Annotated in this window: 20 protein-coding genes and 1 pseudogene; 7 read left to right on the plus strand and 14 right to left on the minus strand. The window is 61.2% G+C overall.

The features are described 5' to 3' along the window. Positions 1–13 precede the first annotated feature (13 nt). The 9 genes from coaA to hisB form a co-directional block, all read right to left on the minus strand. Positions 14–1,009, minus strand: coding sequence for a type I pantothenate kinase (gene coaA / locus BS629_RS08515; RefSeq protein WP_018244189.1), 996 nt, complete (start codon positions 1,007–1,009; stop codon positions 14–16). Further along, positions 1,006–1,329, minus strand: coding sequence for a phosphoribosyl-ATP diphosphatase (locus tag BS629_RS08520; RefSeq protein WP_017995608.1), 324 nt, complete (start codon positions 1,327–1,329; stop codon positions 1,006–1,008). Before BS629_RS08520 ends, coaA begins: the two co-directional genes overlap by 4 nt. A gap of 17 nt (positions 1,330–1,346) precedes the next feature. Then, entirely contained in the window at positions 1,347–2,135 is a 789-nt protein-coding gene (hisF, locus tag BS629_RS08525) for an imidazole glycerol phosphate synthase subunit HisF (RefSeq protein ID WP_011649867.1), read from the minus strand. Beyond that, positions 2,135–2,881 (minus strand): 1-(5-phosphoribosyl)-5-[(5-phosphoribosylamino)methylideneamino]imidazole-4-carboxamide isomerase, encoded by a 747-nt coding sequence (gene hisA, locus BS629_RS08530; protein ID WP_018244190.1) that lies wholly within the window; start codon positions 2,879–2,881, stop codon positions 2,135–2,137. The genes hisF and hisA overlap by 1 nt, the downstream gene beginning before the upstream one ends. A 6-nt stretch (positions 2,882–2,887) precedes the next feature. Beyond that, a complete protein-coding gene (locus BS629_RS08535) occupies positions 2,888–3,445 on the minus strand; it encodes a hypothetical protein (RefSeq protein WP_018244191.1) in 558 nt (185 codons plus the stop codon). Further along, positions 3,442–3,624, minus strand: coding sequence for a hypothetical protein (locus tag BS629_RS08540; RefSeq protein WP_018244192.1), 183 nt, complete (start codon positions 3,622–3,624; stop codon positions 3,442–3,444). The genes BS629_RS08535 and BS629_RS08540 overlap by 4 nt, the downstream gene beginning before the upstream one ends. Before the next feature lie 120 nt (positions 3,625–3,744). After that, positions 3,745–4,395, minus strand: coding sequence for an imidazole glycerol phosphate synthase subunit HisH (hisH, locus tag BS629_RS08545; protein WP_018244193.1), 651 nt, complete (start codon positions 4,393–4,395; stop codon positions 3,745–3,747). 2 nt (positions 4,396–4,397) lie between these two features. After that, positions 4,398–4,883, minus strand: coding sequence for a DUF2628 domain-containing protein (locus tag BS629_RS08550; RefSeq protein WP_018244194.1), 486 nt, complete (start codon positions 4,881–4,883; stop codon positions 4,398–4,400). Between the two features lie 22 nt (positions 4,884–4,905). Next, positions 4,906–5,514: an imidazoleglycerol-phosphate dehydratase HisB gene (gene hisB, locus BS629_RS08555; RefSeq protein WP_003544176.1), complete on the minus strand. Its 609-nt coding sequence runs from the start codon at positions 5,512–5,514 to the stop codon at positions 4,906–4,908. A 290-nt stretch (positions 5,515–5,804) separates the two neighbouring features. Between hisB and hslV the strand changes: the two genes are divergently transcribed. From hslV to BS629_RS08585, 6 genes and pseudogenes are all read left to right on the plus strand, one after another. Continuing rightward, positions 5,805–6,332 (plus strand): ATP-dependent protease subunit HslV, encoded by a 528-nt coding sequence (gene hslV, locus BS629_RS08560; RefSeq protein ID WP_018244195.1) that lies wholly within the window; start codon positions 5,805–5,807, stop codon positions 6,330–6,332. A 30-nt stretch (positions 6,333–6,362) separates the two neighbouring features. After that, a pseudogene (locus BS629_RS40320) lies at positions 6,363–6,455 on the plus strand (GNAT family N-acetyltransferase); the annotation flags it as partial. Further along, positions 6,452–7,759, plus strand: a complete 1,308-nt coding sequence (gene hslU, locus BS629_RS08570) for an ATP-dependent protease ATPase subunit HslU (protein ID WP_011649875.1) — start codon at positions 6,452–6,454, stop codon at positions 7,757–7,759. The pseudogene BS629_RS40320 and the gene hslU, both read left to right, overlap by 4 nt. Before the next feature lie 189 nt (positions 7,760–7,948). Next, complete coding sequence (locus BS629_RS08575; protein WP_018244196.1) at positions 7,949–8,896, plus strand: DUF1402 family protein; 948 nt, start codon at positions 7,949–7,951, stop codon at positions 8,894–8,896. Between the two features lie 47 nt (positions 8,897–8,943). Next, positions 8,944–10,356: a cytochrome P450 gene (locus BS629_RS08580; protein ID WP_018244197.1), complete on the plus strand. Its 1,413-nt coding sequence runs from the start codon at positions 8,944–8,946 to the stop codon at positions 10,354–10,356. Positions 10,357–10,441: 85 nt separating this feature from the next. Continuing rightward, positions 10,442–12,613: a malate synthase G gene (locus BS629_RS08585; RefSeq protein WP_018244198.1), complete on the plus strand. Its 2,172-nt coding sequence runs from the start codon at positions 10,442–10,444 to the stop codon at positions 12,611–12,613. 77 nt (positions 12,614–12,690) lie between these two features. Here the strand turns inward: BS629_RS08585 and BS629_RS08590 are convergent, their stop codons facing one another. Further along, positions 12,691–13,374, minus strand: coding sequence for a L,D-transpeptidase (locus tag BS629_RS08590; protein WP_018244199.1), 684 nt, complete (start codon positions 13,372–13,374; stop codon positions 12,691–12,693). 179 nt (positions 13,375–13,553) lie between these two features. Here BS629_RS08590 and BS629_RS08595 point away from each other — a divergent pair, with 179 nt between their 5' ends. Further along, positions 13,554–14,048 (plus strand): MmcB family DNA repair protein, encoded by a 495-nt coding sequence (locus BS629_RS08595; protein WP_018244200.1) that lies wholly within the window; start codon positions 13,554–13,556, stop codon positions 14,046–14,048. A 23-nt stretch (positions 14,049–14,071) separates the two neighbouring features. Here the strand turns inward: BS629_RS08595 and BS629_RS08600 are convergent, their stop codons facing one another. From BS629_RS08600 to lhpI, 4 genes are all read right to left on the minus strand, one after another. After that, positions 14,072–14,650, minus strand: a complete 579-nt coding sequence (locus BS629_RS08600; protein WP_025396545.1) for an ActR/PrrA/RegA family redox response regulator transcription factor — start codon at positions 14,648–14,650, stop codon at positions 14,072–14,074. A 67-nt stretch (positions 14,651–14,717) separates the two neighbouring features. Next, on the minus strand, positions 14,718–16,046 hold the full coding sequence (locus BS629_RS08605; protein ID WP_018244201.1) for an ActS/PrrB/RegB family redox-sensitive histidine kinase: 1,329 nt from the start codon (positions 16,044–16,046) through the stop codon (positions 14,718–14,720). A gap of 22 nt (positions 16,047–16,068) precedes the next feature. Further along, positions 16,069–18,534 (minus strand): ATP-dependent helicase HrpB, encoded by a 2,466-nt coding sequence (hrpB, locus tag BS629_RS08610; RefSeq protein WP_018244202.1) that lies wholly within the window; start codon positions 18,532–18,534, stop codon positions 16,069–16,071. After that, entirely contained in the window at positions 18,531–19,478 is a 948-nt protein-coding gene (gene lhpI / locus BS629_RS08615; RefSeq protein ID WP_018244203.1) for a bifunctional Delta(1)-pyrroline-2-carboxylate/Delta(1)-piperideine-2-carboxylate reductase, read from the minus strand. The genes hrpB and lhpI overlap by 4 nt, the downstream gene beginning before the upstream one ends. Between the last annotated feature and the right edge of the window lie 296 nt (positions 19,479–19,774).

The raw sequence follows: 19,774 nt of genomic DNA on the forward strand, positions 1-19,774 counted from the left end.
AATATGGACGCCGCTATAGTTTTCGCAGCGCGACCTGTTCGATCAGATGATCCTTGCCCTTTTTCAGGATGAGATCGGCGCGCGGACGCGTCGGCAGAATGTTCTGGCGCAAGTTTTTCAGGTTGATGTTTGCCCAGAGATCCTCGGCGATTTCGAGCGCTTCCGCGTCGCTGATCGAGGCATAGCGATGGAAATAGGAATTCGGATCGCGGAAGGCGGTCTCGCGCAGCCGCATGAAGCGCGTGACATACCAGTTGTGGATCTCGTCTTCCGCGGCATCGATATAGATCGAGAAGTCGAAGAAGTCGGAGACCATCGGCACGATCCTGCCGCCGGCAGGCAGGTCGCGCGACTGCAGCACGTTGATGCCCTCGAAGATCAGGATGTCGGGTCGGTCGACGATCTTGTATTCGTCCGGCAGCACGTCGTAGACGAGGTGCGAATAGCTGGGCGCCTTCACATCCGGCTGTCCGGCCTTGATGGCCGAGAGGAAGCGCAGGATCGCAGCCGTGTCGTAGCTTTCCGGAAAGCCCTTGCGCTGCATCAGCTTTTCCCGCTGCAGCACGGCGTTCGGATGAAGGAAGCCGTCGGTGGTGACGAGATCGACCTTCGGACTGGAAGGCCAGCGCCCCAGAAGCTCCTTGAGGATGCGGGCGGTGGTCGATTTTCCCACAGCGACCGAGCCGGCGATGCCGATGACGAAGGGCGTCTTCGTCACATCGGACAGGCTGAGGAAGCGGTTGCGCTGTTCGAACAGCATCTGCGAGGATTCGACATGCGCCGACAGCAGCCGCGACAGCGACAGGTAGATGCGCCGGACCTCGTCGAGATCGATCGGATCGCCCATCGAACGCAACCGTTTGACCTCGTCGCTCGTCAGCGTCAACGGCGTGTCGGCGCGGAATTTCGCCCATTGTTCGGAAGAGAAGAAGTGGTAGGGGGAATAGGATTCCGACTGGAAATGATCCAACGTTTCCGGCACCCCGATAATCTCAGTCGCGATACTCATGAACTCTGCCGGCTGGCCTTTTCCTTGAGGCCGGACTGCGCGGTTCTGCGCTCGAGCTCGGCCATGACATTCTCTAACGGTATTTCAGCAATCTTCAATACGACCAATAGGTGATAGAGCACATCGGCAGCCTCATAGGTCAGATTGTCGCGGTCGCCCGTCACCGCCGCCATCACGGCTTCGATCGCTTCTTCGCCGAGCTTCTTTGCCGCTTTCGGCTGGCCGGCGGCCACGAGCTTGGCGGTCCAGGATTGCTCCGGCGAGGCTTTCGATCGCTCTTCGACGATGCTCTCGAGATCGGAAAGGGAAAATCCGCTCATAGGTCCGCTTTCAAGGTTCAGTCGAGACGCATGTCGATGCCGCACTTCGACATATAGTGCTTTGCCTCGCTGACGGAATAGGTGCCGAAGTGGAAGATCGACGCGGCGAGGACGGCATTGGCATGGCCCTCCTTTACCCCGGCGACGAGATCGTCGAGATCGCCGACGCCGCCGGAGGCGATGACAGGCACACGCACCGCATCGGCGATCGCCCGCGTCAGTTCCAGATCGTAGCCGACCTTGGTGCCGTCGCGGTCCATCGAGGTGACCAGCAGCTCGCCGGCGCCGCGCGCCACCATCTTCTGGGCGAATTCGACGGCATCGATGCCGGTCGCGTTGCGGCCGCCATGGGTATAGATTTCCCAGGCGCTGAGATTGTCGCCGCCGACCGCCTGGGTGCGCCGGCGCTTGGCGTCGATCGAGACGACGATGCACTGGTCGCCGAACTTGTCGGCCGCCTCAGTGACAAAGTCGGGATTGCTGACGGCCGCCGAATTGATCGAGACCTTGTCGGCACCGCACAGCAGCAGCTTGCGGATATCGGCGATAGTACGCACCCCGCCGCCGACCGTCAGCGGCATGAAGCACTGGTCGGCCGTGCGCGACACGACATCGAAGATCGTCTCGCGATTGTCCGAGGAGGCGGTGATGTCGAGGAAACAGAGTTCGTCGGCACCGGCCGCATCATAGGCCTTCGCGGCTTCGACGGGATCGCCGGCATCGACGAGGTTGAGGAAGTTGACGCCCTTGACGACGCGGCCGTCCTTGACGTCGAGGCAGGGGATGACACGGGCCTTGAGGGTCATTACGCGGTCTCCTTGGTCCGGGCCGCCTTGATCAGCGCCAGCGCTTCCTTGGGGTCGATACGGCCGTCATAAAGCGCACGGCCGGAAATCGCCCCTTCCAGCTTTCGCGCATCGGGCTCCAGCATGCGCCTGACATCGTCGAGAGAGGCAAGGCCGCCCGAGGCGATGACGGGAATGGAAACGGCGTCGGCAAGTTCCAGCGTCGAGGTCCAGTTGATGCCGGCCAGGATGCCGTCACGGTCGATATCGGTGTAGATGATCGCGGCGACGCCGGCCCCCTCGAATTTTCTGGCGAGCTCGATGATACCGAGTTCGGAGGCCTCCGCCCAACCCTCGACGGCCACCTTGCCCCCCTTGGCATCGATGCCAACGGCGACATGACCAGGAAATTTCCGGCAGGCCTCGATGACCAGCGCCGGATTTCTGACCGCCACGGTGCCGAGAATGACGCGTCGCAGCCCGCGCGACAGCCAGGCCTCGATATGATCGAGCGTGCGAATGCCGCCGCCGAGCTGCACCGGATTGTCAGTTGCCTTGAGGATCGCTTCGACGGCATCGCCATTGGCCGAATGTCCCGCGAAGGCGCCGTCGAGATCGACCACATGCAGCCATTCGAAACCCTGATCTTCGAAGGATCTCGCCTGGGCGGCCGGATCGGTGTTGTAGACCGTCGCCTGCTGCATGTCGCCGAGCTTCAGGCGGACGCATTGGCCGCCTTTCAGGTCGATCGCGGGAAAAAGGATCATGTCGTCTTACGTCCGTAGAGTGGTCGGTACCATCAGCGCATTCCACGCATCTACGATATCCGAGCGGAAAAAGACAGCGGCAATGGTAGCCGCGCCGAAAAGCAGAAGAAGCAGCAGGATGACGGCAAAGCCGGCCCGGACCTGACGCCAGAAGCCCAGGCGCCTCTTGATCGATTTCTCGATGTTTCGCACCTGGCGCAGCGCATCGTTGTTGACGGCAGTGAGCCGGATCTGCGGCTCCATCGCCTCGACATAGGTTTCGGCATAACTCGAAAGGATCTGCGAGGCGCGGTCGCGCAGCGTATTGCGCAGGTCGGTCGAGAGATAATTGCTGTTGACGGCGGCAAGTTCGGCCTCATCGGGCGAACGGCCGGCATTTCGCTTGCGATGGCTGAGAACAAAATCGCGCTTTTGACGTTCGTAGAGTGCGTAGGCGAGCAGGCCGATCAGATCGTCCTCACCTTCGATATAGAATTCCAGCACGGCCTCGGCGATGTCGCTGGCGCTGACCCCGTTTTGCCGCCGGCTCGCACTGTCGTTTGCGGGGAACGATTCATGGATCATCGGTCCAGCCTTTCTTTCAGCGCCTTGGCTGCATTGGAAAGCGCTTGTCTGTGGATGGCTTCGTCGACACGGCGGATGATAGTGCCGCCGGGAAGCTTTATATCAGAAAAGGCAGGCAAGCCTTCCCTGGAGGGCCGCAACGTGTAGAACACCTTGCCTGATTTCCGTGAAGCCGGCATCGAGTGCGCTCCTGTTCCGCCGTTTCCATACAGAGGAAATAAGGCGGCTGTATTAAAAGCCAGCCCTTGGAGCAATTCCAGCAAAACTGCACAGCGATTTTGCGTCCGGAATTGCGTGAACTATGGGTTCCAGCGCAGGAAATTGCCGATCAGGGCCAGGCCGAGCTTCTGGCTCTTTTCCGGATGAAACTGTGCGCCGACCATGTTGTCGCGCCCGACGAAAGCGGTCATCGGTCCGCCATAGTCGGCCGTCGCAATGACATCCTCGGCGTTTTCGGCAGCAAGATGGTAGGAATGCACGAAATAAGCATGTAGCCCCTGCGACCCTGTCGGAATTCCCTCGAAGAGCGGATGTTCGCGCTTCAGGTCGAGCGTGTTCCAGCCGATCTGCGGGATCTTCAGCGCGGGATCGTCAGGCGTCATCTCGACGACGTCACCGGGAATCCAGTTAAAGCCGTGCGTCACGGTTTTCTCAAGGCCGCGCGAGGACATGAGCTGCATGCCGACGCAAATGCCGAAGAACGGCCGCGCCTTCTTCTCGACAGCCTCGATCAACACCTCGGCCATCCCAGGCACGGCATCGAGGCCGCGCCGGCAATCGGCATAGGCGCCGACACCGGGAAGCACGATACGATCGGCCGCGGCAACATCCTCCGCCCGGTCGGTAAGATCGATATGGGCATCGATGCCCGCCTCGCGGGCGGCACGCTCGAAAGCCTTGGTCGCCGAGCGCAGGTTACCGGAGCCATAGTCGATAATCGCGACGCGCATCGTCAGCGTCCTCCATCAAAACCAAAGAGACCAAGCGATGTGCCGTGGCCGCGCGGGCTGTTCGGACGGGCCCTGTTCTGCCAGTCCGGTGCCGCGGCGTCGTCGCTATCCGCGATTACAGCCCTGTCCGAGAAATAGACCTGCTCTGCAATGCCGATCGTATCGGCCGCAATGAGTGCGTCTTCGTTCCAGCCCTTGGCGGCAAGCTTGCGGACACGGAAATTCTGGCCCTCGAGACCGACCAGCATATTCACGCCCAGGAGGATTGCCGCTCCCGCCGGCCCGAGGCCCGGTTCGTCCATCAGCGCACCACCAATCCCCTGCAGCAGAAACGCGGCGGCGGCGTGCAGCCAAAGCCGATGCGCCAACAGCCACGCCCATGGAAACAGGAAGCCGAGCAGCGTGAAGCCGTCGCGGATGGTTCGTGTTTCGTCGGCCGTGGCGCTCGTGCTGCCGGGCGGTGTCAGGAAGATATAGCTGGATGTCATTGTCGCCGCTCCCTCTAAGGGCTCAGACGAGCGTGCCCTTGGTCGAGGGAACACGGCCCGCCTGTCTCGGATCGATCTCTGTCGCCGTGCGCAATGCGCGGGCAACGGCCTTGAAGCATGTCTCGGCAATATGGTGGTTGTTGGCACCATAATGGTTGAGAATATGCAAGGTGATGCCGGCATTCTGGGCGAGCGCATGGAAGAATTCGCGAACGAGTTCGGTGTCGAAAGTGCCGATCTTCGGCGCGCTGAAGGCGACATTCCAGACGAGGAACGGCCGACCGGAAAGATCGACAGCAGCCTTGGTCATCGTCTCGTCCATGGCGAGATCGATCGAGGCGTAGCGGGTGATGCCGCGCCGGTCGCCGAGCGCCTTGGAGATCGCCTGGCCGATGGCGATGCCCGTATCTTCGACCGTATGGTGGTCGTCGATATGCAGGTCGCCCTTGGCATCGATCTCCATGTCGATGAGGGAGTGTCGCGAAAGCTGGTCGAGCATATGGTCGAAGAAGCCGACGCCCGTCGAAATCGTCGATTTGCCGGTGCCGTCGAGATTGACGGAAACGGAAATCGAGGTTTCGTTGGTCTTGCGGGAAACGCTGCCCGTGCGGCTTGCTGCGGTCTCGGCCATATGGCCCTCCATCGGGAATAAGGCCGTTCCTTATCAGGCGCATCGGGAAATATCCAGAAGCCGGGCAAGAGAAAAGCCGGCCCATTTGCAATCTGCCTCGGCCCACTTACATAGGGCTCAACAAGGCCGGTGTGCGGCTTAGATCCGGATGATCTCAGGCCCTTCGGCCTAAGATCTGAATCCGGATCTAAATTAAAGAAATAGAGCATGATGTCGTCCGAAAACCGCTTCACACTTTTCGGCATCATGCTCTAGCGTAACGGCCCGCGTCATGGGCGGACAGGTGTTTTATGACAACAATCATTACAGTTCGAAAAGGCGGCAAGGTAGTGATGGCGGGCGACGGCCAGGTGAGCCTCGGCCAGACCGTCATGAAGGGCAATGCCCGCAAGGTGCGCCGTATCGGCAAGGGCGAAGTCGTCGCCGGTTTCGCCGGCGCCACTGCCGATGCCTTTACCCTGCTCGAAAGGCTCGAAAAGAAGCTTGAGCAATATCCCGGTCAATTGATGCGTGCCGCCGTCGAGCTCGCCAAGGACTGGCGCACCGACAAATACCTGCGTAATCTCGAAGCCATGATGCTCGTCGCCGACAAGTCGATCACGCTGGCGATCACCGGCAACGGCGACGTCCTGGAGCCTGAGCATGGCACGACGGCGATCGGTTCGGGCGGCAATTTTGCCTTGGCCGCCGCCCGTGCGCTTATGGATACTGACAAATCGGCCGAAGAGATTGCTCGCCGCGCCCTCGATATCGCAGCCGACATCTGCGTCTACACGAACCACAATATCGTGGTGGAATCCTTGGATGTTGAAGGCTGAACCCCATGCCTTCCGGCCGCTTGGCCTAGACGAACAGGCCTTCGAGGACTTGGCGAAACAACGACGAATTACGGCCGGGCGCTGCTAATGGCCCTGGACCGCCAGGAGAATAACACCCAATGACGACCTTTTCCCCCCGCGAGATCGTTTCCGAACTCGACCGCTACATCATCGGCCAGCATGATGCGAAACGCGCCGTCGCAATTGCGCTGCGCAACCGCTGGCGCCGCCAGCAGCTCGACCCGAGCCTGCGCGATGAAGTCATGCCGAAGAACATCCTGATGATCGGCCCGACCGGTGTCGGCAAGACCGAGATCTCCCGCCGCCTGGCAAAACTCGCCGGAGCACCCTTCATCAAGGTGGAAGCCACCAAGTTCACCGAAGTCGGCTATGTCGGCCGCGATGTCGAGCAGATCATCCGCGATCTGGTCGAGGTCGGCATCGGTCTGGTGCGCGAGAAGAAGCGGGCCGAGGTGCAGGCCAAGGCGCATGTGAGCGCCGAGGAGCGTGTTCTCGATGCGCTGGTCGGTACGACAGCATCGCCCGCCACCCGCGAAAACTTCCGCAAGAAGCTGAGAGATGGCGAGCTCGACGACAAGGAAATCGATATCGAGGTGGCCGATGCCGGTTCCGGCATGGGAGGCTTCGAAATTCCTGGCATGCCGGGCGCCAATATCGGCGTGCTGAACCTGTCGGAAATGTTCGGCAAGGCGATGGGCGGCCGCACCAAGAAGGTCCGCACCACAGTCAAGGCCTCCTACAGCGACCTGATCCGCGACGAATCCGACAAGTTGATCGACAACGAAGTGATCCAGCGCGAAGCCGTTCGCTCCACCGAGAATGACGGCATCGTCTTCCTCGACGAAATCGACAAGATCGCCGCCCGCGACGGTGGCATGGGCGCCGGCGTTTCGCGCGAAGGCGTCCAGCGCGACCTCTTGCCGCTCGTCGAAGGCACGACGGTTTCGACCAAGTACGGACCGGTGAAGACAGACCACATCCTCTTCATCGCCTCCGGCGCCTTCCATGTCTCCAAGCCCTCGGATCTTTTGCCGGAGCTGCAAGGCCGCCTGCCGATCCGTGTCGAATTGCGTCCGCTGAACAAGGATGATTTCCGTCGAATCCTGACCGAGACGGAAGCGAGCCTTATCCGTCAGTACCGCGCACTAATGGAAACCGAAAGCCTGAGCCTCGAATTCACCGACGACGCGATCGACGCGCTTGCCGATGTCGCCGTGCATCTGAACTCTTCCGTCGAAAACATCGGCGCACGCCGTCTGCAGACGGTCATGGAGCGGGTGCTCGACGATATTTCCTATAACGCGCCGGATCGGGGCGGGACGGCCGTGACGATCGATGCCGCCTATGTGCGCGAGCATGTCGGCGATCTCGCACAGAACACCGACTTGTCGCGCTTCATTCTGTGATATCGGCGCACCGGTTCATGTCTTTCCCGGTATGAATGCCGGATTGTGACGAACTCGACTCTCGACAGCGGGCCTTTTACTTTCTAGTGAAGGCCCGTTTTGTTTTCTGCTCCGGCTTTATTCGGCCAAGATTCTGGTCCAGGCAGCCGCATCGCAAACAGGACGATGGAACGGACGGGATAACGGATCGTGCGACGCCTTTTGACAAGCCTTATGATTGCCGTTGCCCTGGTGAATTCGGCGCCTGCCTTCGCAATGCAGACGGTGCCGGCGGGCAATCGTCACGCTGAGCAGCCCGATATTCCGGGCGCTTCCATCAGGCGCACCAAGGGCACCAAGAGCAGCTTCGATCTGAAATACGAAAAGGTTCATGAGCTTCTGGCGACCGACCGCGAGCTAATGGGCAAGATCCGCAAGATCTCCAGCGCCTACGGCATCAATCCCATCCATGTCGTCGGCGCGATCGTCGGCGAGCACACCTATAATGTCGACGCCTATGACCGGCTGCAGGCCTATTATGTCAAGGCGGCCTCCTATGCTGGAGAAAGCTTCCGCTTCGCCTATGACGGCGAAAGCGTCGACGAATTCGTGGCGCGGCCGCAATTTTCCGAATGCAAAGGCAAGAGCGATTCCTACACGCTCTGGTCCTGCCGCGAAGATGTCTGGGAAAGCGATTTCCGCGGCAAGACGTTAGGCGGCAAGAGTTTCCCCAACAACCGCTTCAGCGCGGTCTTCTTCCAGCCTTTCTACGCCGGCCAGACCTTCGGCCTCGGCCAGGTCAATCCGCTGACGGCACTGATGCTCTCCGATCTCGTGACCCGCGTGTCGGGTTATCCGAAGCTGAATGAGAAGGATGCCGGCGCCGTCTACAAGGCAATCATGGATCCCGATATCTCGCTCGCCTTCGTCGCGGCTTCGATCCGCAGGTCGATCGACGACTACAAGGAGATCGCCGGCATGGATATCTCGGGCAATCCCGGCCTGACGGCGACGCTTTATAATGTCGGCAATTCGCGCCAGCGCGCCGCAGCACTTGCTGCGAAGAACCGGGGCGCCGGTACGACCGTCTGGCCGGAAGAGAATTATTACGGCTGGCTGATCAACGACAAGCTGGACGAACTTAAGGGCCTGCTCTAGCTTCAAGCTTGCCGGGAAGCTTAGATCTTCCCCGAAAGGCTTTTACGATGGACATGCGTCCGGACCCCTTCGTTCCGCCAGCACCGCTGCCGCGTACCGTGCCGCCGAGCCGGCTGGAAATCATTCGCATCATCCTGCGCAATCCGCTCGAACTCTGGGGCGAGCCGTCCTACACGCTTCCCTGGATCTGTACCAATTTCTTCGGGCAGCGGACGCTGATCGTCAACGATCCCGGCCTTATCAAACATGTGCTGGTCGACAATGCCAATAATTACCGCATGTCGGATGTGCGCCAACTCGTCCTGCGACCGATCCTCCGCGACGGCCTTCTGACCGCCGAAGGTTCGGTCTGGAAAAGATCGCGCAAGGCGGTGGCGCCTGTCTTCACGCCTCGCCACGCCCAAGGCTTCGCCGGGCAGATGCTGCGCCAGTCCGAAGACTATGTCCGCAAATATGAAAGCGCAGACGAGGCAGGCGCAATTTTCGATATCAGCACCGACATGACCGAGCTGACCTTCGCGATTCTCGCCGATACGTTGTTCTCCGGTGAAATCGTCACCTCGAGCGGCCGTTTCGCCGACGATGTCAATGAACTCCTGCATCGCATGGGCCGCGTCGATCCGATGGATCTGATGCGCGCTCCGTCTTGGGTTCCACGTGTGACACGCATCGGCGGTCAGAAAGTGCTGGAGAAATTCCGCGCCATCGTGCGCAACACGATGGATATGCGGCTCGCAAAGATGAAGGCGAATCGCAGCACCGCGCCCGAGGATTTCCTGACCCTGCTCCTGGAACAGGCCGGCCCTGAGGGGCTGACGAAGGAGGAGATCGAAGACAATATTCTGACCTTCATCGGCGCCGGGCATGAGACCACAGCCCGGGCATTGGCCTGGACGCTGTATTGCGTATCAAACAGCCCGCATATCCGCGAAGCGATGGAAGAAGAAATCGACGCGGTGCTCGCCACCCGGGCTGAACCCGTGGAATGGCTGGATATGATGCCGCAGACGCGCGCCGCCTTTGAGGAGGCTTTGCGCCTCTATCCGCCGGCGCCATCCATCAATCGCGCCGCCATATCGAATGATTCCTGGACAAGCCCCAAGGGCGAGCGGGTCGAGATCGAGGCCGGTGTCACGGTGCTGATCATGCCCTGGACGTTGCATCGCCACGAACTTCACTGGGACAGGCCACGTGCCTATATGCCCGAACGCTTCCTGCCGGAAAATCGCGGCTCGATCGGCCGTTTCCAGTTCCTGCCTTTCGGCGCCGGTCCGCGTGTCTGCATCGGTGCAACATTTGCACTTCAGGAGGCGGTGATCGCCCTTGCCGTCCTGATGCATCGCTATCGTTTCGATTCCACCGATCAGACCAACCCCTGGCCGGTGCAGAAGCTGACGACGCAGCCGCAGAATGGCCTGCCGATGCGCGTGACACCACGCATAATTTCCACGAAGGCATAAATCTTTCGAATTATTGCAGAATTGACTGTGAATGAAAGCCGGGCAAAGTGGCAGCATTCAAAGTCGTTGCCAGGGAGAATGTCGCATGAGCCGCGTTGATAAGAACGGTCTTGCCATCGAAACCGTCCTTCATGATTTCCTCGTCAAGGAGGTGCTGCAGGGTCTGGCGGTCGATGCAGACAAGTTCTTTGCCGATTTTTCGGCGATCGTCCACGATCTCGCCCCGAAAAATCGTGCGCTGCTGGCAAAACGCGACGACCTGCAGGTGAAGATCGACGACTGGTATCGGCGGCATGGCGCCCCGGCGGATATGGACGACTACCAGTCCTTCCTTCGCGAAATCGGCTATCTCCTGCCGGAAGGCTCGGACTTTCAGGTTTCGACCCAAAATGTCGATCCGGAGATCGCCTCGATCGCCGGCCCGCAGCTCGTCGTTCCCGTCATGAATGCCCGCTATGCTCTGAACGCCGCCAATGCCCGCTGGGGCTCGCTCTACGATGCCCTCTACGGCACGGACGCGATTCCCGAGAGCGACGGCGCCGAGAAGGGCAAGGGCTACAATCCGAAACGCGGCGAGAAGGTCATCGCCTGGGTGCGCGATTTCCTCGATACATCAGTGCCGTTGCAGGACTGCCGCTGGAAGGATGTCGGAAGCTTCGCTGTCAAGGATGGAGCGCTGGTCGTCAGATCGATCGATGGCGAGCAGGCAATGCTGACGGACGACAAACATTTTGCCGGCTATCGTGGTGACGCCGCCGCTCCCACGCATCTTCTTCTGAAGAACAATGGTATTCACATCGAAATCGTCATCGATGCGACGACGACGATCGGAAAAGCCGATCCGGCCGATATTTCCGATGTCTGGCTGGAGTCGGCAATCACGACAATCATGGACTGCGAGGATTCGATTGCCGCTGTCGATGCCGAGGACAAGGTCGTCGTCTATCGCAACTGGCTCGGCCTGATGAAGGGCGACCTGCAGGAAGAGGTGGCAAAGGGCGGAACAAGCTTCATCCGCAAGCTCAACCCGGATCTGCAATATGCCGGTCCGGACGGCACCTCCTTCGAGGTGCATCGCCGCTCGCTGATGCTGGTGCGCAATGTCGGCCACCTCATGACCAATCCGGCGATCCTCGACCGCGACGGCAACGAAGTGCCTGAAGGCATCATGGATGCTGTGATCACCGGCTTGATAGCGCTTTACGATATTGGCCCGGCCGGCAGGAAGAAGAATTCCCGCACCGGCTCCATGTATGTGGTCAAGCCGAAGATGCATGGGCCCGAAGAGGTCGCCTTCGCCGTCGAAATCTTCTCGCGGGTCGAAGATGCGCTTGGCCTGCCGCGCAATACCATCAAGATGGGCATTATGGATGAGGAACGCCGCACGACCGTCAACCTCAAGGAATGCATCCGTTCTGCCCGCGAGCGCGTCGTCTTCATCAATACCGGCTTCCTCGATCGGACCGGTGACGAGATCCACACCTCGATGGAAGCCGGTCCGATGATTCGCAAGGGCGACATGCGTCAGGCGGCCTGGATTTCCGCTTATGAGAACTGGAACGTCGACATCGGCCTCGAATGCGGTCTTTCCGGCCACGCCCAGATCGGCAAGGGTATGTGGGCGATGCCCGATCTGATGGCGGCGATGCTCGAACAGAAGATCGCCCACCCGAAGGCTGGCGCCAACACCGCCTGGGTGCCGTCGCCGACGGCCGCAACCCTGCATGCCACCCATTATCACCGGGTCAATGTCGCCCGAGTTCAACAGGGACTGAAAGACCGCGCTCGCGCCAAGCTCTCCGACATTCTCTCCGTGCCGGTTGCGGTGCGGCCGAACTGGACGCCCGAGGAAATCCAGCGCGAACTCGACAACAACGCCCAGGGCATCCTCGGCTACGTCGTGCGCTGGGTCGATCAGGGTGTCGGCTGCTCGAAGGTGCCCGACATCAACAATGTCGGCCTGATGGAAGATCGCGCGACGCTGCGCATTTCGGCCCAGCACATGGCGAACTGGTTGCATCACAAGGTCGTCACCGAAGCTCAGATCGTCGAGACGATGAAACGCATGGCCGCCGTCGTCGACGGGCAGAATGCGTCGGATATCGCCTATCAGCCGATGGCCGGCAATTTCGACAATTCGATCGCCTTCCAGGCTGCCCTCGATCTCGTCCTGAAGGGTAGGGAGCAGCCGAACGGTTACACCGAGCCGGTGCTTCACCGCCGTCGCCTCGAGCTCAAGGCGAAACAGGCCGCCTGATGGCGTGAGGGAGGATGCGAAAAGGCCGCCGGGACGACAGTCCGGCGGCCTTTTTTATACCGAATTCGGCAATTAGCTTACTGGATGACGACGACCTTGGACGTGCCCTTGCCGGGACGGACGCGGCTGTACAGGTCGATGACATCCTGGTTCATCAGGCGAATGCAGCCCGAGGAAGCGGCGGTGCCAATCGAGGCCCATTCCGGCGTGCCGTGCAGGCGGAAGAGCGTGTCCTTGCCGTCTTCGTTGAAGAGATACATGGCGCGTGCGCCGAGAGGATTGGTAAGGCCCGGGCCCATGCCGTCTTCGACGTACTTGGCGAGATCAGGCCGACGGACGGCCATTTCCTTTGGCGGGTGCCAGTTCGGCCATTCCTGCTTCCAGGCGACGTAGGCGGTGCCGGCCCATGCGAAGCCCTGCTTACCGACGCCGATGCCGTAGCGCATCGCCTTGCCGTTGGCCAGGATGTAATAGAGGAAGCGTTCGCGCGTGTTGACAATAATCGTACCGGGGCGCTCGGTGGTCTCGTAGCTGACGACCTGGCGGCGGAACTGCGGCTTGACCCTATCAATCGGGATCGCCGGCAGGGAGTATCCGGCATCCTTCGTCACGCCGTAGGCGTCATTGAAGATCTGTGCTGTCTGTACCGTTGGGCCTGCGCCCTTGTCGTCGACGGATGCGCTGTCTGATGTCGTGGAGCAACCGGCCAGAGCGAGCGTCGCCAGCAGGCCAAATACAGGGAATGCATTGCAGATGCGCATGGATGACTCTTGAAGTTTTGGGGCAAGGAGAACGGTCTTTCGACCATCGTTGATTATGGTTTATTTTCGATTAACTTGCGCTTTGCAAGGCTACTGCAGCGCGACAAATCCGTCTGCCGCGCAAATTAGAAGCGCATGGTTTTTTTGCAACAACACGCCAGCCCCTCTGATGGTTATCCATGACGATTTTGAGCGTTTACAATAACAATCCGTTAATCGATGGCCGGCAATCGGACAGGGCCATGATGGTACGGCGCGGAACGCAGATATTGCTGCATGAAATGCGCCACGCCGTGCTGCCCGAACTGCCGCTAGCCAGCGGCCGCCGCGCCGATCTGATCACTCTTTCGGACAAGGGCGAGGTCTGGATCATCGAAATCAAGACGTCGATCGAGGATTTCAGGGTCGATCGCAAATGGCCGGAATATAAGCTGCATTGCGACCGTCTATTCTTTGCGACTCACAAGGATGTGCCGCTGGAGATCTTTCCCGAGGAATGCGGACTGTTCCTGTCGGATGGTTATGGCGCCCATATGATTCGCGAGGCGCCGGAACACCGCATGGCGCCGGCCACGCGCAAATCCGTCACGCTCAACTTCTCGCGTGCCGCCGCCCAAAGGCTGATGATGGCCGAATGGGCGAGCGGAAAACCGTTCACTGTGGACGACGTCTGATTATAAGCGCGCGACGTGTTCGGCTATTTCGGCGCGCGTTTGGCAAGGATGCGCTGCAGCGTCCGCCGGTGCATGTTGAGCCGGCGCGCCGTTTCGGAAACATTGCGCTCGCACATTTCATAGACCCGCTGGATGTGTTCCCAGCGCACGCGGTCGGCCGACATCGGATTTTCGGGAAGCTCAGCCTTTTCGCCCGGCCGCTGTGTCAGCGCCGAAAACACGTCGTCGGCATCTGCAGGCTTTGCAAGATAATCGACGGCGCCGAGCTTCACGGCCGTTACCGCCGTTGCGATATTGCCGTAGCCGGTCAGCACGATGATCCTGGTGTCGTCGCGCCGCTGACGGATCGCCTCGATGACGTCGAGCCCATTGCCGTCGCCGAGCCGAAGGTCGACCACCGCATATTTCGGCGGCCTGCCTTTCGATTTCGCAACGCCCTCCGCCACTGATTCGGCCGTCTCCACCTGGAAGCCGCGCGTCTCCATCGCCCGTGCCAGGCGGCGCAGGAACGGCCCGTCGTCGTCGACGATCAGTAGGCTGGCGTCGGGACCGATATGATCCTCGTCCGACGCGGCGAAATTGTCATGATTCTGTTCTGTCATCGTCTCGGTCCCGGCGGTTGAGCGCCCGATCTGCGTCAACCGCTATATCCTGTTTATGCCGACAAAGTCATTTTGTCGAATTTGCGTCAATCAGCATGCGCGGCCATTCGATTCGGATACGCGCGCCCGCACTTTCCGGATCGCGGTTCTCGAAAACCAGCGATGCGCCGGAGCGCTCCAGCAGCGTCTTGGCGATGAAAAGTCCAAGCCCGAGGCCGCCCGCCGTATCCTCCTTCTGCCGCTTGGTCACATAGGGTTCGCCGATCCGCGTCAGAATGTCAGGCGCATAACCGTTGCCATCGTCCTCGATGACGATCAGCACTTTGTCGTGATCGTGCTCGACAGTAACGATCACTTTCTCCCGCGCATAATCGACGGCGTTTTCGATCAGGTTGCCGAGCCCGTACATGATGCCGGCATTGCGGTCGGTGACCGGCTCACCCTTGCGCGGGCTCTTTTCGATGAGCTCGAGAGCGATACCGAATTCCCGGTGCGGGGCGACGATCTCCTCGATCATCGACGAAAGCGGCAGGCGGCGCATATGCGCCTCGCCTTCGGAGGAAAGCGTCGTCAGCCGCCGCAGGATGTCACGGCAGCGTTCGCTCTGGCTGCGCAGCAGCATCACGTCCTCGCGGAAACGATCGTCGTTCTTGAGTTCCCGCTCCATTTCCTTGGCGACGACGCTGATCGTCGCAAGCGGCGTACCGAGCTCATGGGCGGCCGCAGCCGCCAGGCCGTCGAGCTGCGACAGATGCTTTTCCCGCTGCAGCACCAGTTCGGTCGCAGCCAGCGCATCGGCAAGCTGGCTCGCTTCCATCGAGACCCGGTAGGCATAAAAGGCGGCAAATGCCATCGTCGAGGCAATCGAGCACCAGACACCGAACTGCATGACGTTGTGCACGTTGATCTCGACCCCGTCGAACCAGGGCAGCGGAAAGGGCGAAAAGGCAAGCACCGTGATGCAGACCATCGCAAAGCCGATCAGCGCGGTGCTGTAGCGGATCGGCTGCGAGGCAAAGGAGATGATGACGGGCACGCAGACGAGCGCCGCGAAAGGATTGGCAAGGCCACCGGTGATGAAGAGCAGAGCGCAGAGCTGCAAGAGATCGAAGCCGAGCAGCGCAAAGGCGGCTGGCGGTTCCAGCCGATGCGTCGGCGGATAGCGGATCGTCAGGTAGAAATTCACCCAGGCAAGGGCGGCGATCAACGAAGAGCTGGCAATCAACGGCAGAGGAAATTTCAGCCAGAAGGCAACGATAAAAACCGTCAGCGCCTGTCCGCCGACGGCAAGCCAGCGCAGCCGCACCAATGTCTGCAGACGCAGCCTGCGGCTGTTGTGCCGGTCCTCCAGCGTATAGCCTTCCGTGTTGTCGATCATGCTAGGCTTGTCGATCATCCGGGGGCTCCTTGAATGGCCCTCATGTACCACGCGGTTTTGCCCGTGTCGTCGGCAACGCATCCTCCGGCCGCTCCGGCCAAGGATGCCGGGGATAGCGGCCGCGCATATCAGCACGCACATCCCTCCACGAGCCGGCCCAGAAGCCCGGCAGGTCGCGTGTCGTCTGGATCGGCCGGTGCGCCGGCGAGGTGAGCTCGAGCAGCAGCGGCAGGCGGCCACCGGCAATGGCTGGATGCTGCTTCAGTCCAAACAGCTCCTGTACGCGGATCGTCAGCACCGGCTCCTCACCCTCATACTGGATCGGATGCCTTTGGCCGGTCGGCGCTTCGAAATGCGTTGGCGCAAGCCGGCTAAGGTCGCGCTGCAATTCGTGCGGTACCAGCGCTATCAGCCCGTTCGAAAGGCCGGCTGCGGAAATCTCGGAAAGGCCGCGGGCCTCGGTCTGAAAGGGTGCGAACCACTCGTCCAGCCGGTAAAGCAGGGCGCTGTCGCTGACATCAGGCCAGGGCTCGCCGATCGTCCGATGAAGGAATCCGATCCGCTCGCGAAGCTGCACGGCCTCTTTCGAGAAGGCAAGCTGATCGAGCCCGAGCTCGCGCACTCCCTCCACCAGTGCCTGGGTGACTGCTGCCCCGGAAGGTCGTGGCAACGGCGTCTCTTCGAAGACGATCGCGCCGAGTCGGGTTGCCCGCCGCGCTCTGACTTGCCGGCTCTGTCGGTCGAAGAATATCTGGTCCCCGGTTTTGATTTCGCCGGGCAACTCGGCTTCGATGTCGCCGCGTGTCACCTCGGCAGCTGCCAGAATCCGGGCCTGGGCTGCCCGTCCGGTCAGGTCGGCAATCACCAGCATCTGGCTGCCGGCCAGCCTCTCGGTTGCCGGTAGCTCCGCTCCACGCCCGTTCGCCATTACGAATCGCCCGCGCCCGCCGCGCTGAAGTGCGATTCGATCTGGGAACGCATGCAGCAGCTGCTGGCCTGCAAGCGCCGGCGCCGTTGAGGCAACGCTGTCGAGACCGCTTGCCAGCCGTCCTGCCAGCCGCCTTGAAGCCTCCGCTCTCTCGCCCCGCTCGGCCTTGAAGCGTCGCAGCCGCTCCTCGATATCGATACTCGTTCCGCCAAGCCCCTGCTCGGTGAGAAGCACGGCGATCATCGCCGCATCCCGTGCGTGTCCCGCTTCTCCGGCCGAGACGACCATGGCGGCAAGCCGCGGCGGCAAAGCCAGATCGCGCATGACCTTGCCCCGCGCTGTCAGCGCTCCGTCCTTGTCGAGCGCTCCGAGCTGGCCAAGCAGAACCCGCGCCTCCCTCAGGGTCGTTTCCGGCGGCTGATCGACGAAGGCAAGCGATGCAGGATCTTGAACGCCCCAATGCGCGAGGTCGAGCACCAGCCCCGAGAGATCGCTGGAAAGGATCTGCGGCGGTGTGAAGGCCGGCAATGCCGTCGTCTGTCCCTGGTGCCACAGCCTGACCGCGATGCCCGGCTCCGTTCGTCCGGCACGGCCCGCCCGCTGATCGGCGGAAGCCCGCGACACGCGCACCGTCTCCAGCCGCGTGATTCCGGTCGACGCCTCGAACACCGGCAGACGCTGCATGCCGCTGTCGATCACGATCCTGACGCCGTCGATGGTGATCGATGTTTCGGCGATAGACGTTGCAAGCACGATCTTGCGTGTCCCCTGGGATGCCGGCCGGATCGCCGCATCCTGCTCCTTCTGGCTGAGATTGCCGTAGAGCGGCGCAATCAGCGTCCCGGCTCCGAATCGTCCCTGCAGGCGTTCTACGGTTCGCGTGATTTCCGCTTGGCCGGGCAGGAAGGCAAGGATCGAGCCGGCCTCATTGGCATGCGCATCGAGTATTGCCCGCGTGACCGCATCCTCGATGCGCTCGCCGCCCGGCCGATCCTGGTAACGGATATCGATCGGAAAGCTGCGCCCGAGGCTTTCGATCACCGGTGGGTGGTCGAGCAGGGCGGCCACGCGTTCGACGTCGAGGGTCGCCGACATCACGAGGATACGCAGATCGTCGCGCAGCGCCGACTGGACGTCGAGCGCCAGTGCGAGTCCGAAGTCTGCGTCCAGCGAACGCTCGTGGAACTCGTCGAAGATGACAACCGAGACACCGGCCAATTCCGGATCGTCGAGGATCATCCGGGCAAAAACTCCTTCGGTCACCACCTCGATCCGTGTCGCTGGCGATATCCTGTTGTCGAGGCGCATGCGGTAGCCGACCGTCCCGCCGACCTGTTCGCCGATCAGCGATGCCATCCGACCTGCCGCGGCCCGCGCCGCCAGCCGACGTGGCTCCAGCAGGATGATCTTGCCGTCGCCGCGCCAGGCCTGACCAAGCAGGTGGAGCGGCACCAGCGTCGTCTTGCCGGCGCCGGGCGGGGCGGAAAGAACGGCGCGCATTTGCTTTTCCAGCGCAGCAGCGACGGCCGGCAGGACATGTGAAACCGGAAGTTCCGGCAAGGATGCACTGATTGTCACTTTCGGCCCGTCACTGTCTCATAGGCAAGAATGGCGCCGGCGAGATCCTCCAAAGCCGCGCCGACCGACTTGAACAGCGTGATCTCCTCGTCATGGCTTCGTCCGCCATGGGCACCGCTGACGAGTTCCGCAAGCTCAGCCCTGATGTCGCCTTCCTTCAGCACGCCACTTTTCAGCGGCTGGACGATGTCGCCCGCCTCGCTGATGGCGCCGGCGCGGGTATCGACATAGACCGAAGCACGACGGATGGCCTCGTCGTCGCTTTCGCGCATGCTCGGCTTGAAGGCGCCGACGAGATCGAGATGGGCGCCGGGCTTCAGCCATTCGCCTGATATCAGCGGCTCGTTGGAAAGCGTGGCGCAGGAAATGATGTCCGCTGTCCGCGCTGCGGCTTCAGCATCCGCGACCGCCTCGGCATTCAGCCCGAGCGCCCGTGCCTCGGCTGCGATCTTTTTCGCCGCTTGGCCGTTGCGGCCCCAGACCCGGTACCTCTTGATCGGCCGGGTCGTGCCGTGGGCCAGCATCAGGTTGAGCGACAGCCGCCCGGTTCCGCAGACGAGCAACTCTTCCGCGTCGGGGCGGGCGAGATGACGGGCCGCCAGCGCCGATGCGGCCGCCGTCCGCCGCGCGGTCAACTCGCCGCCGTCGATTGCAGCAAGCATTTCGCCGGTAGCGCCGGAGGAAAGAAGATAGGTTCCGAAGATCGCTGGCAGGCCCCGCCGCACATTGCCTGGAAAGACCGAGACCGTTTTCACCCCGGCATAGCGTCCGGGAACCCAGGCCGGCATTAGCAGCAGTGTGGCGCTTTCCTCATCCGGCACGTCCATTTCATGGTGATGGCGCACCGGCATCACGCATTCGCTCTGGAACATGCGGGCGATCGCCTCGATCAATTCCGGCCAGGGCAGGGCCGCGCGCGTCTGTTCTTCATCAAGGACAAGCATTCTTCACTCCGCCGCATCGTTCTTCATCGCCAAACTAGCGAGTGAGGCGTGGCATAGGCAAGCGCCCTGGAATTCCCTGCCAAGCGCCCCATATAAGCCTTGTCTCCCTCGCCGAAGCCGTTCTTCGGGATTCGGCGAAAACGAATCTCAAAAGCCACCCATTCGGGCGCTGAATTTCGTCGTTTTTGGAGATGAGAGCTAAAAGCCCTTCATTTTCAACCTGTTACAAAAATGTCAAAAAACTTTTGTTTGGTGTGTTGACTGTTTGGGAGGGTTAGTTCTATAAGCCCACTCAC

The sequence above is a fragment of the Rhizobium leguminosarum bv. viciae USDA 2370 genome (assembly GCF_002008365.1).
GTDB lineage: Bacteria > Pseudomonadota > Alphaproteobacteria > Rhizobiales > Rhizobiaceae > Rhizobium > Rhizobium leguminosarum.

Bases quoted from the DNA above. Each gene is read 5' to 3' on its own strand.
- coaA (WP_018244189.1), bottom strand. From the start codon at position 1,009: ATGAGTATCGCGACTGAGATTATCGGGGTGCCGGAAACGTTGGATCAT.
- BS629_RS08520 (WP_017995608.1), bottom strand. From the start codon at position 1,329: ATGAGCGGATTTTCCCTTTCCGATCTCGAGAGCATCGTCGAAGAGCGA.
- hisF (WP_011649867.1), bottom strand. From the start codon at position 2,135: ATGACCCTCAAGGCCCGTGTCATCCCCTGCCTCGACGTCAAGGACGGC.
- hisA (WP_018244190.1), bottom strand. From the start codon at position 2,881: ATGATCCTTTTTCCCGCGATCGACCTGAAAGGCGGCCAATGCGTCCGC.
- BS629_RS08535 (WP_018244191.1), bottom strand. From the start codon at position 3,445: ATGATCCATGAATCGTTCCCCGCAAACGACAGTGCGAGCCGGCGGCAA.
- BS629_RS08540 (WP_018244192.1), bottom strand. From the start codon at position 3,624: ATGCCGGCTTCACGGAAATCAGGCAAGGTGTTCTACACGTTGCGGCCC.
- hisH (WP_018244193.1), bottom strand. From the start codon at position 4,395: ATGCGCGTCGCGATTATCGACTATGGCTCCGGTAACCTGCGCTCGGCG.
- BS629_RS08550 (WP_018244194.1), bottom strand. From the start codon at position 4,883: ATGACATCCAGCTATATCTTCCTGACACCGCCCGGCAGCACGAGCGCC.
- hisB (WP_003544176.1), bottom strand. From the start codon at position 5,514: ATGGCCGAGACCGCAGCAAGCCGCACGGGCAGCGTTTCCCGCAAGACC.
- hslV (WP_018244195.1), top strand. From the start codon at position 5,805: ATGACAACAATCATTACAGTTCGAAAAGGCGGCAAGGTAGTGATGGCG.
- hslU (WP_011649875.1), top strand. From the start codon at position 6,452: ATGACGACCTTTTCCCCCCGCGAGATCGTTTCCGAACTCGACCGCTAC.
- BS629_RS08580 (WP_018244197.1), top strand. From the start codon at position 8,944: ATGGACATGCGTCCGGACCCCTTCGTTCCGCCAGCACCGCTGCCGCGT.
- BS629_RS08585 (WP_018244198.1), top strand. From the start codon at position 10,442: ATGAGCCGCGTTGATAAGAACGGTCTTGCCATCGAAACCGTCCTTCAT.
- BS629_RS08590 (WP_018244199.1), bottom strand. From the start codon at position 13,374: ATGCGCATCTGCAATGCATTCCCTGTATTTGGCCTGCTGGCGACGCTC.
- BS629_RS08595 (WP_018244200.1), top strand. From the start codon at position 13,554: ATGACGATTTTGAGCGTTTACAATAACAATCCGTTAATCGATGGCCGG.
- BS629_RS08600 (WP_025396545.1), bottom strand. From the start codon at position 14,650: ATGACAGAACAGAATCATGACAATTTCGCCGCGTCGGACGAGGATCAT.
- BS629_RS08605 (WP_018244201.1), bottom strand. From the start codon at position 16,046: ATGATCGACAAGCCTAGCATGATCGACAACACGGAAGGCTATACGCTG.
- lhpI (WP_018244203.1), bottom strand. From the start codon at position 19,478: ATGCTTGTCCTTGATGAAGAACAGACGCGCGCGGCCCTGCCCTGGCCG.